Genomic DNA, 14211 nt, shown 5'->3' on the forward strand with positions numbered 1-14211 from the left:
TCGACGAGTATGCCCCGGTCGAAGCGGGCGCCGACCCGGACCAGGGCAACCAGGTTGATGGCTGTGTCACCGATGCATGGCGCGACGCGTAGTCCAGCTCCCGCCTGCCTTCCGCGTTTCCGGGCCGGTGGGGATGTTGTCCGCGGTCAACATCCCCACCGGCCCAGCTCCGCCGCCTTTCGAGGGACCGAGCCCGGCACCGCTGCTAACCGATCCGAGCGAAGCGATGGCCAGGGCCCGCCGCAGGTCGCGTCTTCTGTGTTGTCCGCGGACAACACAGGCACTGAGGAACGTTGCCTGCAGTGGGCTGATCAGGCTGGCCGGGCTGATGTTGTCCGCGGACAACATCGCCGGGGCACAGTGCGATCCAGAGAGTCGGATGGAAAGTCTGAATTGCCCCGTGTCGGGTGTGCTGACACAAGGCCAGCGGTTAGTAAATTCCCCTCATGACCGCACCAGCCATGCCCGATGACCGGGACAAAGTAGTTACCAAACTCCCCCAGCAGTTGCGGCGGGAGCTGAAGATCCGCGCCGCGACCGTCGGCATCCCCATCCAGGACGCCGTCACCCAGGGCATTCAGGCATGGCGGGAGGCCAACCACCCGCTCGACCTGATCGACACCGCCCGGTCGGACTCGTTCTCCACCTACGTGCCCTCCGCGCTGTACCGGGGCTTCCGCGAGGACTGCTCGGGCCGTGGGCTCCCTTACAACCAGGGCCTCGCCCAGGCGATCCGGCTGTGGCTGGAAGCGAACCCGCTCCCCCACAGGAGCCGGCCGCTGACCGGAGCCCGGCGCGTGGCGTTCGGCAACCAGAAGGGCGGCGTCGGCAAGACGGCCATGTCCGCAGGAGTCGGCCAGGCCCTGGCGGAGATGGGCTTCCGGGTCTGCCTGGTCGACTTCGACCCCCAAGGCCACCTCACCAAGCAGCTCGGCCACGACCACCTCCCGATCAAGGGCGACAGCCTCGTCAAGAACATGTGCGGTGAACGGCAGTCGGACCTGCGCGACCTGCTCATCGGGATCCCGGGAGACAACTTCGGCGACCGCTTGCACCTTTTGCCGGCCTGCACCGACGGCTTCCTGCTCGACGCCAAGCTCGTCTCCTCACGCGAGATCCGCGTCAAGGAGACCGCGCTTGAGAAGGCTCTCAGCGCCGTTGAGCGCGAGTTCGACTTCGTGATCGTGGACTGCCCGCCGAGCCTCGGGTACGCGATGGACAACGCGATCTACTACGTACGAACCCGCGAGGGCGAGCTGGAGGGTGACTCCGGAATCGTGATCCCGGTGCAGGCCGAGGACTCCTCTGCCGACGCCTACACCCTCCTGCGCGAGCAGATCGACTCCCTCTGCGACGACCTCGACATCGCTGTTCACGACCTGGGCTTCGTCGTCAACCTCTACGACGTCCGCAAGGGCTACGTGGTGACGTCCTCCCTCGATTCCTGGAAAAGCCTCGGCCACCCCGAGGTGATCGCCGTCGTGAACGATCTGAAGGACCAGCGCGAGGCAGTGCGGATGAAGACGCCGCTGCTCGTCCACGCGCCGGACTGCGACCAAGCCGACGTCATGCGAGACATCGCAAGGAGGATCGCGTCGTGAAGGCAGCAGACCGCCTGGCCGGCGGCGGCTCGTTCGGCGCCCTGGCACCGGCCACCAGTGGCCACACTCGTCGCAGCGAGCGGGGCCGTGCCAAGGCACAAGCCGAGGGGATGATCCCGGACTACGAGATCCAGCGCCTGCCGCTGGCCCGAGTAGCGCTGTGCCCCAAGAATCCCCGACGTAACTACGGCACGGAAGAGCAGCGGGAAGCCCTCGGGCAGAGCCTGGCGAAGAAGCAGACCACGGCATGCGTCGTCGTCACCCGAGCCGCCTACCTCGCCTTGTGGCCCCAGCACGAGATCTTGATCGGCAAGGACGCCGAGTTCGTCCTTCTCAACGGCGAGCGTCGGCACCGCTCAGCGACACAGGTGGGACTTGAGGTCCTCGACTTCGTGGTCCGCGACGACCTGGCCACCAGCCAGGCCGACTTCATGGACTACCTCATGGCCGAGAACGAGGACCGTGAGGACTTCAACATCATCGAGCGGGCCCTGGGTCTGGAACAGCTCCTGAAGGCGTGTGGCGGCAACGCCGCCGAGGTCGCTCGCCGTCGTGGGCGGGACCGGTCGTGGGTGGGTAACCAGATCCTGCTCCTGAACCTCCCCCCGGCGATTCAGGACAGGCTGGCCAGCGGTGAGATGGCCGAGCGCTACGGCAGGCGTCTCGCCCGGGCCTTTAAGGACGACAGGGCGTTGACCGTTGACGACCTCCTCGCCTTTGAGGAGCAGCTCAAGGAGGAGGAACGCGCCAAGCGCATCGCTCAGCGGGACGCGCTCAAGATGTTGTCCGCGGACAACATCTCCCCAGTAACTGAGCCGACTGCTGAAGAACCGTCCGTACCGGTCCCCGCGTTGTCCGCGGACAACACGCCAACCGACTCCCCGCAAGCGGCAGCCCCCGACGCAAAGCCGGCGACCGCTGGCAGGTCGGAGACCTCCGTGTTGTCCGCGGACAACACCTCCACGCTGACCAGCCAACCGAGCTCGGCACAGGGAAGGGCGTCGAACGAGCGCGCCTCGGACAGCGTTAGTACCCCGGTGATGACCCCGCTGCCGCGCCAGCAGCCTGCCGTGTCCCCAGCGGCGCCAGCAGATCTTGTGCGGGCCCTGGGGAAAACAGCGCAGGAGCAGGCCACGACCCTCAAAGCAGGACTGAGCGGCACCGACTTCATCGCGCTCGTAGAGGAACTCCACGCCCACGTCTGACCTGCGGAGCATCAGACGACGACGGCGTGATGTTGTCCGCGGACAACATCGCAGACGACTGATGGAAGAGGCGGGACCAAACGTCGTCCCAAGCGGCGTAGTCGAAGACCCTGAAGGCGGTCACCCTCGGACGGAGAGTGACTGCCTTCATCTGTTTCGGAGGGGGGCGCGCTTTAAGGGCCACAGCCACGACAAATCGCCACGGCGCGGGTGGCCGGCGCAAGGACAACACCAGAGCGTTGTGCGGAGACAGACGGGCGCGGGGCCCGCCGTCCTGACAACGTCCCATCGATCACGCGGCCGCCCCGTAACATGAAGCGGCGTGCTGGGGCGTGCTGCGTACTGCCGATAGGAGTGGAAGGGCCGCCCTGTACGAGCGCACGCAACGCCTCGTGTGCGGGCGGCGCCCCGTCGGCGATCTCGGAGGCGAACTCACGGTCGGCGGCTGCCAAGGACGTACCAAATTCCGGCTGAGCTCGTCGAGCAGGGACCCGTCGCCGCCTCCGACGCGCCGGCGCTTCTCCTCGGGGTCGATCAGGTACAGGTGCAGGAAGGAACTCATGTCCTGACACCGGGTTGCCACTGATGGGGTCGCCGGGCCGGGGGCTGCTGACGGGGGTGAGGGGGGTGAAGTCGTGATGTCGCCGCCGTCGAAGAGGGGGTGGCCGAGCGCGCCTGTTTCGCCGATATTGCCTTGGTGACGCTCCGTCTGGTCGGTACGGTCGCGGGCATGGCGATCCCGATCGTGTTCGACATGGAGACCGGCGACCCCGACGACGTCTTCACCTTGTGTGCCCTCGCGACCCATCCTTGGGCGCACCTGGTGGCGGTGACGGTCATGCCCGGATCGTATGAGCAGGTCGGCATCGTCAAGCACCTCCTGGGGCGCCTCGGGGTGAGCGTGCCGGTCGGCGCGTACCGGCCCGGCGCCGACGTGAAGCCGGTGTCGGGCTTCCACCGCCGATGGCTTGGGAAGGTTCCGGCTCACGAACCCGACGCCGAGGCCTGGCAGCTGCTGCGGGACGACTTCGCCAGCGCGGACGCGACGCTGCTCACGGGGGCGCCGCTGAAGAATCCCGGCACGCTCCTGGAGCGGGAACCGAACGTGCGCATCGCCCGCTGGGTCGCGCAGGGCGGCTTCGCCGGCGACTGCGTCGTCGCGCCCGAACACCGTCTCCCCAAGTTCGAGGGACGCGAGACCTGCGGGACGTACAACTTTAACGGCGCTCCGGACGCCGCGTTGAAGCTGCTGGAGTCGCCCCACGTTGGTGAGCGGGTGCTGGTCTCGAAGAACGTCTGCCACGGCGTCGTCTACGACGGTGCCATGCACGCCGCCCTGTCGGCGCGGCGGCTCACACCCGGGATGGCGCTCGTGCGGGCAGGCATGGAGGTCTACCTGGCCAAGCGCCGCGCCGGCAAGGCCTTCCACGACCCGCTCGCGGCCGCCGTGGCGCTCGACGAATCCGTCTGCATGTTCCGCGAGGTCGAGGTGTACCGCGAGCGCGGCGCCTGGGGTGCGCGGCCGGCGGCCGGCACCCGGACGCGGATCTCGGTCTCGGTCGACCAGACGCGATTCCTGGACGTCCTCACGGCTACTGGGTGACGGCCGCTCGAGCCGACTGAGAACAGCGGCCCCGCGGTCGGATCGGCTGTTCCTTACCCAGCGGCTGTAAGGAAGGCGTGGAAGGCCTCGGGGGACTCCCATACCTCGACACTTGATGGTCTGGCGCCGGGTCGGGCGGACGCAGGGGCGAGCCCTTCGTTCGTGGCCAGCGCTTCGCCCTGCCGTGTCACCGTCGAAGCGTCGAAGCGTCGAAGCGCCGAAGCGCCGAAGCAGCCCTGGGCCTATAGCACAGCTGAGCGGCGGGGCGGGGTGCAGTTGCCCAATCCGGCCGTCTGATGATCGCTCGGTGACAGTCTCATTGTCTGACTGGGTGCCAGTTGACGGCAGGAGACAGGGATGCGAACCGGATTGAGCGCCCCCGGGGGCGCAGGATTTGATCATCGGGATCGTGGACGCGGTCAGGGCTGGTAGCGACAGCCAGGTCGGCATGCTGCTGCATAAATTCTCCGGCGTGGCGGATCTGACGTCACTGTTCGCGCTACGGGGGCGCACTGGCGCAGGCCGTCCAGGCGGGGCCACAGGGCAGCAGTGGGAAGAGCGACGGTCGCTGAGTATGAGCCCGCCCCGTAGCGCCGCGCCTGGCCAGCCGGACAGCCCCCTGCCGCGGCTGGCCATGACACGGACACGGGTCGCCGATCGCGGCACACCACTCAGCTGGGACGCTTCTCTCTCAGTTCGTCCAGGTCCGAGGTGGTGAGGGCGGTGAACGCGGGGATTCCTGTGCCGGCTGAGGCCGCCAACCGGCTCTTGATCTCGGCGGGGGTGCGCGGCCGCCAGCCTGGGCCGTCGCAGCAGGATGAGTGGAACGTGACTCCGGCGTTCAGCAGTGCGGTGAGTGCGCGCCAGCCTGCCGTGTCGCGGCGAGCGGGAACGGCGAGGTCATGGCCTGCGTCGATCAGCTCGCCGCGACACCGCGGGCAGCGGAGCACAGCCTGCGGCTCCGACCTCTTCTTGTAGCAGGCTCGGCAGGGCAGGCAGACGAAGTGCCGGCTCGAACTGATTCGGCGGAAGCACATCTGTGCGTCGTAGGGTCTGCTGGCTCACCTGCGGTAACAGGCTTTGTTTTGCCAACCAGTTCGGCTGTGACAAGCGGCTGAACTGCCCCGTCGGACACGCAGCTGCGTGACGTCGTCTGGGGCGCCGCCTGGTCACTTCTCGTCGGTTTGCTCGCCGCTGGAGCTTGGGGCTTTGATCAGGTAGCCGGCGCCGCGGACGCTGCGGCCCCCAGACCTACCCGGTGGTGATCACCAGGTGGGCCGGAAGCCCGACCGGACCCTCTGCGGGTAGCCGCCGCCACGCGACCCGGACCAGCGGCCCTGCACCACCCTTCCGCCGGCGCAGTAGCCAGGGGTGGTCCAGGCCAGCCCCGGTCACCGGAGACCGCGCCTGGGTCTACCCCTCGGAGCGGGGGCGACGTTCACCACCTGGGCGGGTGGCGCCGAGGTCCACCTCGCGCTGTCGAACCACGCCTACCTGGAAGTTCGCGGCTGGGTGCCGCCCGAGCAGCAGTAGAGAGTCCGGTCGTGTGACGGAGCGCTTCGGTTGGCGAGTGAGTGCTTCAGCTGGCGGGCAGGGTTCACCACGAGAGGGTCGAAGGCGGCGACCGGGTTCACGGGGATCGCAATCCTCCTCGCGCGACACTGTGACGCAGGTCATGTCAGGCGCAGAACCCGTGCGCCGCATCGGGCGTCTGGCTCATGTGAGATCACGCAGGAGAGCACTGGACGAGTTGGACGAGGAGGGCCTCGTCCGGCTGGTGGCCAGAGGTGACCGCGGGGCGTTCGACGAGTTGTACCGGCGCACGTCGCCGTGGCTGGCGGTGCGGTTGCGCCGTCGCTGCGCGGACGAGCAGATCGTCGCCGAGGTCATGCAGGAGACCTATCTGGCGGTGTGGCGCGCGGCGGGCGCGTTCGCCGGGAGCGCGGTCGGTGGGACGGCCGTCGGATGGCTGTGGACGATCGCGGCGCGCCGCCTGGTCGACGCGTTCCGGCGCCGTGCCCACCACGCCGAACCGCCGGTCGCCGCTGCCGAACGGGCGGTGGTGCCCGCGGCGGAGGAGGAGGCACTGGCCGGGACCGTCGGCGGCGAGGTCGGCGACGCCCTGCGGCAACTGGCACCGGAACTGCGGCAGGTGTTGCAGGCCATGGTGCTCGACGGGCTTTCGGTCCGGGAGACCGCCGTGCTGCTCAGACTGCCCGAAGGCACGGTCAAGACCCGCGCCCGACGGGCCCGAATCGCGATGCGGGAGGCACTGACATGAGCGGGGAACACGCGTCGATGCGGTTGCTCGACGACTACGCGCGTGGTGACGCGGCGATGGCCGCGGACACGGTATGGGCGTTGGAGGCCCATCTGGAGACGTGCGCGCCGTGCCGGAGTCACCTGGCGGCCTGTGTGGCCACCGAGGCGCCCGGCATCGCCGCGCTCCTGGACACCGTCCGGGCCGCTCTGGAACCGCAGCTGGACGCGGCCGTCCCGGCGCCCTCGCGGCGACACCGCCCGAAGTGGGCGGCGGCCTGGCTGACTCCGGCCATGGCCCCGTGGTTGGCCATGACCGTCGTCGTCACCCTGATGGCGCTGCTGCTGGACGCGGTCGCGCCGCCGACGTTCTCCGGCGACACCTCTCCCGTGTTGGCGATCGCGCCCGTGCTGCCGCTGTGCGGCGTCGCCGCATCGTGGTCGCGCGGCCTGGACCCGGCGCACGAACTGACGGCCTCGACCGCCCGGGCCGGCTTGCCCCTGCTCCTCAGGCGCACCACGGCGGTTCTCGTGGTGGTCCTGCCCGGGCTCCTGGTGGGGGGATGGCTGACCGGAACCATGACGGCCGCGCAGTGGCTGCTGCCCTCGCTGGCCTTCACCTCCACCGCACTGGCGCTGGGCAGCGTGGTCGGCGTGACCCGCGCCGCCGTCGGGCTGGCGGTCGCGTGGGGCGTCGTCGTCGTGGCACCCGCGTGGGCCACCGGCCGCGTCCCCCTTGCCCTGCGGCTGGTCCTCCAGCCCGACCAACTGCCCGTGTGGGGGCTGCTCCTCGCGCTCGGCACCGGCGCCGTGATCGCCCGCAGAAACGCGTACTCAACGCTGTGAAACCATCGTCGACCCTCGAAAGGGACCACCGCATGACGCCCACCACGAGCGCGGCCGACACCGCGCCGAAGACCTACGCCTGGGAGATCCGCGCCAGCGGCATGAGAGTACGCGTCGGACGCAAGAAGATGGCCGTCGACGGACTCGACCTCTCCCTTGGCATCGGCACCCACGGCCTCCTGGGGCCCAACGGAGCGGGAAAGACCACCCTGATCCGGACGCTGGCCACCGTGCTGCGCCCCACCGAGGGCGAACTGGAGATGCTCGGCACCTGCGTGGGCGCGATGGTCGACCACCGGGCCCTGCGCCGCAAAATCGGCTACCTGCCGCAGGAGTTCGGCTACTACAAGCGATTCACGGTGCGTGAGTTCGTCGAGTACATGGCCTGGCTGAAGGAGGTTCCCAAGGCGGACGTCCCCGCGGCCGTCCAGCGGGCCGTGGAACGGGTGGGCCTGGCGGACCGCGCCGACCACCGGATGAAGACCCTGTCCGGGGGCATGGTGCGGCGGGCCGGCATCGCCCAGGCCATCGTCAACGATCCCGCGGTGCTGCTGCTGGACGAGCCGACAGTCGGCCTGGACCCGGCGCAGCGGCTGCGCTTTCGCGAGCTGTTGCAGGAGTTGGGCCGCGACACCTGTGTGGTCGTCTCCACCCATCTGGTCGAGGACGTCGCGGCCGCCTGTTCCGACGTGGTGCTCTTCGCCGCGGGCCGCCTCGTCTTCCAGGGCACGCCGGACGACCTGGCGGCGGCGGGCGGCCCCGAGTATCCGGGCGACAGCCCCCTGGAGCGCGGCTACTCGGCCCTGCTCCAGGGCTCCGAGCAGCCGGGAGGCACCTGGTGAACGGGCGGGTGCTGCGTATCGAGCTGAAGCGCTCCCTCGCCCCGTGGCCCGGCCTCGTCGTCCTGGGAGGCAGTCTGGCGGTCTTCTGCCTGATCGACGGGATCTGGTGGCAGGGCGACGCGGGATGGACGGCCCAGTGGACTTCCATGGCCCTGTGGACCCGGTACCTGCTGGGCTTCTGGTGGCCGCTCGTGGTGGGCATGGGGGCGGTGTACGGGCTGCGCGACTCCCGCTCGCGGATGGCCGAACTGCTGACGACCACGCCGCTGCCGGCCTGGCGCCGTGCGGCGCTGCCGGCCGGCGCGACGGCACTCGTGCTGGCGTCCGGCTTCGGCCTCCTGGCCCTCGTGGGCGGAGTCCAGGTGGCCCTGGGCGCCACCGCGTACACGAGTCTCGGCTGGCTGCCGATCTCGCTGGTGGCGGCGCTGTCCCTCGTCGCGGGGGCCGTGTTAGGCATGGGCGTCGCGCGGGCCGTGCCCTCCGTGCTTACCCCGCCGGCCCTGACGGTGTTCCTCTTGCTGACGGCCCTCCTCCTGCGGCAGAGCAATGAGGGGGCACTGCCGTCGAGCAGCGCGCCGAACCGGCTCGCCTTGCTGTTCCCGGTGACCGCGGAGCCGCGGGAGGTGCTGCTGACTCTGGCCGGCTCCGTGCACTTCGGCCAGACGCTCTGGCTGCTCGGCATGCTCTCGACCGGTTTCGCACTGCTGTCGGCCGCGACCCGCCGGGCCCGACTGCTCGCGGTGGCCCCCGTCCTGGCCGGCGCGGCGCTGGCCCTGCTGATCCTTCCGGCCACTCCGCGTGACACCTACGTCGTCGACAAGGCCGCCGCCACCCTGGTCTGCGACGGACCGGTGTGCGTGACGCAGGCCAACCGCTCACACCTGCCCGAGCTCGCGCCGCGCGGCAAGGACGCGCTGCGCGTGCTGCACGACGCCTTGGGTGACAAGGCACCGAACTCGGTGCGGGAGGATACCGAGCTGCGCGCGCTCGGCGACAACCGCGAACTCTCCGGCGACGTGGTGCTGGTCGACTTCGACGACCCGCTGATCGCCCATGCGACGGGGGCGGAACTGACCCGCCTCCTGGTCGCCCAGGGCCTGGCACCGAACTGCTCACCGCGCACGCCCTGGGAGGGCGGGGGGCAGGTCGACATCCCCGTACAGAGCATCGCCGCGAGCTGGGCCCTCGGCGATCACCAGTTCGAACCGCTGCAGAGGCCGGACTCCTACGCGTACTCACAACGTACATGGGCGGACGCCGACGTCGCCTGGCAGCGGCTGATGGCGCTGTCACCGGCCGAGCAGCGCTCGCGGATCGCCGAGGTGCACACCGCCGCCCTCTCCTGCACGGGGTACAACGAGCTTTCGGTGCTGGCGGGAAAGGCGTCGCAATGAGGTGGCTGATGCTGTACGCGCGTTCACGGCAGGTGCCCACCTCGGCCGCGGCGGTCGCGCTCGTCGCGCTGGCGGCGTGGGCCTTCAACCAGGACGGCGCGGGCTCGATGGAGGGGATCGCGGTCCTGGTCCTGACCGCGAACGTGGCGGCCGCTTCTGTCGGGCTCGGCGGGCAGGATTCCGCACTGGATCGCACGGCCGCGATCCGGTGGATGCCCCGGCGGGCGGCGCACGTGCTGCTGGCCGGCGCGGTCGCCGGGGCGGCGCTGCTGGCGGTCCAGGCGGCGGGAGTGGGGCTCGCCCCCGCCGCGCTCGTCGTCCGGGACAGCGCGGGCCTGATCGGCCTGGCCGCGCTCGGGGCGGTGCTGTGCGGGGCACAGTTCGCATGGACCCTGCCGATCGGCTGGCTCGCGTTCACCCTCCTCGTCCCGGTTCCGCCCGGCATCGCGGGAGAGGTGGGCGGCTGGATGATCATTTCCCCCGCCACGACGGCGTCCGCCGCGACCGCGTGGGCCCTGCTGGCGACCGGCACCGTGCTGTACGCCGCAGCAGGACCGAGACGGTAACGGACATGCCCCGCGCTGAGCGCTTCAGTTGGCAAAGCTCGCCAACTGAAGCGCTCAGTCAGAGGTCGGCCTCTCCCCATCCATGACCTGGCCCCGGGGAGAGGCCGCCCGCCTGACCCTTCCATAGCCCCGAGCGCCTCGCCGAGTCGTCTCAGCATCCGAAGGAGAAGCACCGCCGTGGAGGCCACCACCGCCACCGCCGAGCAGGACGTGCCGGCCGGGCTGCGTGCCCAGGCCGACCTGCCGGGTCTGCTGTTCACGCTCGTTTGGGACTTCGACGACTCGGCCGACGCCGCGCTCGTCGACTGCTGTGCGGGCTCCTTTTCGGGAGTGCGGCTGGCGTGTGGTGTTCCTCGTGTGCTGTTCCTGGGTTGGTCGTCGGCCGGAGTGTGTGGCTGGAATGTGACGTGGGCCGGTCCTGTTTTGTGGGGAAGGTGTCCGGACGTGATCTGGAATGGTTCGGCAATAATCTGATCGGCGTGGGCGTCGGGTGCTGGGTCGACTGTTCGACGGCTTCGCTCGCATCTCGGACGTTCATCTGCTGGTCGACAGCACTGGCCTGTGCCCGGGCGGGGTCGCTGTCCGGGTTATCGGGCAGTTCGGTCTCTGATCTGGGGACGGGATGACGGCGAATCGTGGGCTCGTTTCGTAGCGGCCTGGCCGGGGTGACGTCCCGGCTGGACGCAATTTCTTCGCATTAAGGTGTGGGCATGGGTTTCCGAGCGACCGCACGTCCCGGTGGGCGCAGTGCTCGCGTCCAGCGGTCCGTGCACCGGGCTGTCCGTGAGCTGGAGGCGGAGGTGGGGCGGGAGGCGCTTACTGTGCCGCTGGTCGCTGCGCGTGCGGGGGTGACGCCGTCCACCGTCTATCGGCGTTGGGGGGACTTGCGGGAGTTGCTGTCCGACGTGGCGATCGAACGCTTGCGCCCGGACGCCCCGCCGGCCGATCACGGTGGTCTGCGGGCCGATCTGGAGGCGTGGGTCGCGCAGTTCGTCGAGGAGATGTCCTCGGCGGCGGGCCGTATGTACATTCGCGACGCCCTGCTGGGTGACCCCGAGCAGGGCAACGCGGTCCGCTGCTGCGACTACGCCGCCGAGCAGTTGGAGGCCGTCTGCGTGCGCGCGGCCGGGCGGGGGGAGGGGGTGCCCGGCGTGGAGAGCCTGCTGGACGTTCTCGTCGCCCCTGTGATGTACCGGATCCTGTTCCGCCCCTCGGAGTTGTCCGGGGCCTACACCGACGGCCTGGTCGCGGCGGCGCTCGGCGCCGCCGCGCCGCCCCCGCCCCCGGGCCGCTAAAAGCTAAATATTTGCGTCACGGGCCCTGAGTGCCTAGAGTGCTTAACGCAAAGCATTCGCCTTAAGGGTTCGAGGTGCTCCATGACCAGCGTGACCGCCCTGCCGTTCCGCCCTCGCCGCCTGCCCGCGTCGAGCCGCCGCAGCGCCTTCCACCTGCATGCCTCGGTCCTGGTGGCCCTGCTGGCAGCCTCCAGCGCACCGACCCCGATCTACCCGCTCTACCAGCACGCGTGGCACCTGTCGGCCACCACGCTCACCGTCGTGTTCAGCGCCTACGCGCTCGCCTTGCTGCTGGCCCTGCTGACCGCCGGCACGCTCTCGGACCGCCTCGGTCGGCGCCCGGTCCTCGCTGGGGCCCTGCTGGCCGAAGCCGCCGCGACGGCCGTCCTCGCCGCCGCCCAGGGGGCGGCGACGCTGATCGCCGCCCGGATCCTGCAGGGCCTGGCCACCGGCGTGGCCACCAGCGCCGCCGGAGCCGCTCTGCTCGACTTCGAGGACCCCGACCGCCCCGGCCGGGCGACGGCCGCCAACGCTGTCGCCCCTGCGGCCGGCATGGCCGCCGGCGTGCTGGCCGCCACGGCCCTCGCGCAGTACGCCCCCGCCCCCACCCGCACCGTCTACCTGCTGCTGCTCCTGCTCTTCGTCGCGCAGACCGCCGCCGTCCTGCGCACCCCCGAAACCGCCCGCTCCGGGACCGCCCGCTCCGGGACCGCCCGCTCCGGGACCGCCCGCTCCGGGACCGCCCGCTCCGGGACCGCCCGCTCCGGACCCGGCGTCCTGCGCTCGCTGCGCCCCGCGATCGCCGTCGCCCGCGCTTCCCGGCCGGCCCTGGCGCTCGCCGCCCCCGGCATCGCCGCCGCCTGGGCGCTGGGCGGCTTCTACTCCTCCCTCGGCCCCTCGCTCGCCCGTCTCATCGCCCCGCACACCGTCCCCGCCACCGGCGGCCTGGTCTTCTTCACCCTGACGGCCGCAGCCGGCCTCACCGGCCACGCCTGCCGGGCCCTGCCCGCCCGCGCCGTGAGTCTGACCGGCACCGTGCTCCTGCTCCCGGGGACCCTGCTGACCCTGGGCGCCCCCCACCTGCACAGCCTGGCCGCGCTGTTCGCCGGCGCCGCCGCGGCGGGCGCGGGCTTCGGCGCCGTCACCCAGGGCGCCCTGCGTCTGCTGCTGCCCCCGGCCGCCCCGGGCGAACGCGCCGGCACGCTCGCCGCCTACTACGTCCTCGCCTACCTGGCGATGAGCGTCCCCGCCGTCCTCGCCGGCCGACTGACCGACCTGTACGGCCTGCCCACCGCCCTCTCGCTCTACGCCGCGACGGTCCTGCTGCTCGCCCTGGCCGGCCTCGTCCGCGGCCTGCGGCGCCCGCCCGCCGCCTGAGCACACCCAGCCCGAGCACGCCCCCCCGTACTGCCCGAAAGGACCCACCGTTGAGCACCGCCACCCCCCGCCCCGCCACGCCCCGCCCCGCCACGCCCCGCCCCGCCACGCCCGCCACGCCCCGCCCCGCCACGCCCCGCCCCGCCACGCCCCGCCCGCCACGCCCCGCCGCCTCCCGCACGAGCACGGGATGGAGCCTCGGCGACATCACCGTGCGCCGCGTCGACGAGATCGAACTGCCGCGGCAGACCGGGCCCTGGCTGCTGCCGGACGCCACCAGGCAGGTGCTCGACCAGGCGCCGTGGCTGCGCCCCGACTTCGCCGACGCCGACGTCCCCCGCCTGGCGAGCCACGGCTTCGCCGTGGAGGCCGGCGGACTACGGATCGTGGTGGACACCGGCATCGGCAACGCCAAGCCGCGCGCCAACCCGGCGTGGAACGGCCTGGACACCGACTTCCTGGAGCGCCTGACCGCCGCCGGCTTCCCGCCCGAGTCCGTGGACCTGGTGATCACCACCCACCTGCACACCGACCACGTCGGCTGGAACACCCGCCTCGACGGTGGGGGCTGGGTCCCCACTTTCCCCAACGCCCGCTACCTCACCAGCCGCACCGAATGGGACCACTGGGCCGCCGCCGACCTGGACGAGGCCCGCGCCCAGATGTTCCGCGACTCCGTCCACCCCGTCCGCGACGCCGGGCAGTACGACGCCGTGGCCGTCCCCGAACAGGGGCACGGGAACGCGGACGGGTACGAGGTCGCGCCGGGCGTCCTCCTGGTCCCCGCCCGGGCCACACCCCGGGGCAGGTGGCCGTGGAACTGCGCGGCAGCGACCGCCGGGCGCTGATCACCGGCGACAGCATCCACCACCCCGTGCAGCTGTCCCACCCCCACGTGCACAGCTGCGTCGACACCGACCCGGCCACGGCGGTGCGCACCCGGGCCCGTCTGCTCGACGCCCTGGCGGACACCGACACGCTGCTCCTGGCACCCACTTCCCCAGCCGACGGCCGGCACCGTCCGCCGGGAGAACGGCCGCTACCGGCTGCTCGCCGAGCCGGGCGCCGAACTCCCGGCCACCGCGGCCTGACCGCGAGGGCCGCGGCGCCCGCAACCATCTCAAGCAAGCCATTGGCCTTTACGGTCCCCGATCGAGAACCCAACCGAGAACCCGACCGAGCAGGAGAGCATCCGTGTCCACCGTCGAACTCACCCCACCGGA

12 protein-coding genes and 1 pseudogene are annotated in these 14211 nt (G+C 71.1%); 12 read left to right on the plus strand and 1 reads right to left on the minus strand.

From position 1 onward, the window contains the following. The first annotated feature begins 446 nt into the window (after window positions 1-446). Window positions 447-1601, plus strand: a complete 1155-nt coding sequence (locus F7Q99_RS31065; protein WP_153467430.1) for a ParA family protein — start codon at window positions 447-449, stop codon at window positions 1599-1601. Beyond that, a complete protein-coding gene (locus tag F7Q99_RS31070; RefSeq protein WP_153467433.1) occupies window positions 1598-2806 on the plus strand; it encodes a ParB/RepB/Spo0J family partition protein in 1209 nt (402 codons plus the stop codon). Before F7Q99_RS31065 ends, F7Q99_RS31070 begins: the two co-directional genes overlap by 4 nt. 173 nt (window positions 2807-2979) lie before the next feature. Here F7Q99_RS31070 and F7Q99_RS43910 read toward each other — a convergent pair whose 3' ends face one another. Continuing rightward, window positions 2980-3378, minus strand: a complete 399-nt coding sequence (locus tag F7Q99_RS43910) for a DUF7691 family protein (RefSeq protein WP_456114938.1) — start codon at window positions 3376-3378, stop codon at window positions 2980-2982. Window positions 3379-3467: 89 nt separating this feature from the next. Between F7Q99_RS43910 and F7Q99_RS31075 the strand changes: the two genes are divergently transcribed. The 10 genes and pseudogenes from F7Q99_RS31075 (at window position 3468) to F7Q99_RS31120 (ending at window position 14079) form a co-directional block, all read left to right on the plus strand. Further along, window positions 3468-4409 carry a nucleoside hydrolase gene (locus tag F7Q99_RS31075; RefSeq protein WP_326847271.1) on the plus strand — a complete coding sequence of 314 codons (942 nt, stop codon included), beginning with the start codon at window positions 3468-3470 and terminating at the stop codon, window positions 4407-4409. Window positions 4410-6186: 1777 nt separating this feature from the next. Beyond that, a complete protein-coding gene (locus F7Q99_RS31080; protein ID WP_407697888.1) occupies window positions 6187-6690 on the plus strand; it encodes an RNA polymerase sigma factor in 504 nt (167 codons plus the stop codon). Then, complete coding sequence (locus tag F7Q99_RS31085; RefSeq protein ID WP_195911273.1) at window positions 6687-7514, plus strand: zf-HC2 domain-containing protein; 828 nt, start codon at window positions 6687-6689, stop codon at window positions 7512-7514. The genes F7Q99_RS31080 and F7Q99_RS31085 overlap by 4 nt, the downstream gene beginning before the upstream one ends. Window positions 7515-7546: 32 nt before the next feature. Further along, window positions 7547-8356 carry an ABC transporter ATP-binding protein gene (locus F7Q99_RS31090; protein WP_153466687.1) on the plus strand — a complete coding sequence of 270 codons (810 nt, stop codon included), beginning with the start codon at window positions 7547-7549 and terminating at the stop codon, window positions 8354-8356. Further along, on the plus strand, window positions 8353-9750 hold the full coding sequence (locus F7Q99_RS31095; protein ID WP_326847269.1) for a hypothetical protein: 1398 nt from the start codon (window positions 8353-8355) through the stop codon (window positions 9748-9750). The genes F7Q99_RS31090 and F7Q99_RS31095 overlap by 4 nt, the downstream gene beginning before the upstream one ends. Then, entirely contained in the window at window positions 9747-10316 is a 570-nt protein-coding gene (locus F7Q99_RS31100; RefSeq protein ID WP_153466685.1) for a hypothetical protein, read from the plus strand. Before F7Q99_RS31095 ends, F7Q99_RS31100 begins: the two co-directional genes overlap by 4 nt. A gap of 177 nt (window positions 10317-10493) precedes the next feature. Then, window positions 10494-10790 carry a hypothetical protein gene (locus tag F7Q99_RS31105; RefSeq protein WP_153466684.1) on the plus strand — a complete coding sequence of 99 codons (297 nt, stop codon included), beginning with the start codon at window positions 10494-10496 and terminating at the stop codon, window positions 10788-10790. Between the two features lie 236 nt (window positions 10791-11026). Beyond that, window positions 11027-11611, plus strand: coding sequence for a TetR/AcrR family transcriptional regulator (locus F7Q99_RS31110; protein ID WP_153466683.1), 585 nt, complete (start codon window positions 11027-11029; stop codon window positions 11609-11611). 81 nt (window positions 11612-11692) lie between these two features. Next, entirely contained in the window at window positions 11693-12988 is a 1296-nt protein-coding gene (locus tag F7Q99_RS31115; protein ID WP_153466682.1) for an MFS transporter, read from the plus strand. Between the two features lie 206 nt (window positions 12989-13194). Continuing rightward, window positions 13195-14079 (plus strand): annotated as a pseudogene (locus F7Q99_RS31120) (MBL fold metallo-hydrolase). The last annotated feature ends 132 nt before the right edge of the window (window positions 14080-14211 follow it).

This window comes from Streptomyces kaniharaensis, from assembly GCF_009569385.1.
Taxonomy (GTDB): domain Bacteria; phylum Actinomycetota; class Actinomycetes; order Streptomycetales; family Streptomycetaceae; genus Kitasatospora; species Kitasatospora kaniharaensis.

Coding starts and splice junctions, on each gene's coding strand:
- F7Q99_RS31100 (WP_153466685.1), top strand. CDS start 9,747: ATGAGGTGGCTGATGCTGTACGCGCGTTCACGGCAGGTGCCCACCTCG.
- F7Q99_RS31115 (WP_153466682.1), top strand. CDS start 11,693: ATGACCAGCGTGACCGCCCTGCCGTTCCGCCCTCGCCGCCTGCCCGCG.
- F7Q99_RS31090 (WP_153466687.1), top strand. CDS start 7,547: ATGACGCCCACCACGAGCGCGGCCGACACCGCGCCGAAGACCTACGCC.
- F7Q99_RS31065 (WP_153467430.1), top strand. CDS start 447: ATGACCGCACCAGCCATGCCCGATGACCGGGACAAAGTAGTTACCAAA.
- F7Q99_RS31110 (WP_153466683.1), top strand. CDS start 11,027: ATGGGTTTCCGAGCGACCGCACGTCCCGGTGGGCGCAGTGCTCGCGTC.
- F7Q99_RS31085 (WP_195911273.1), top strand. CDS start 6,687: ATGAGCGGGGAACACGCGTCGATGCGGTTGCTCGACGACTACGCGCGT.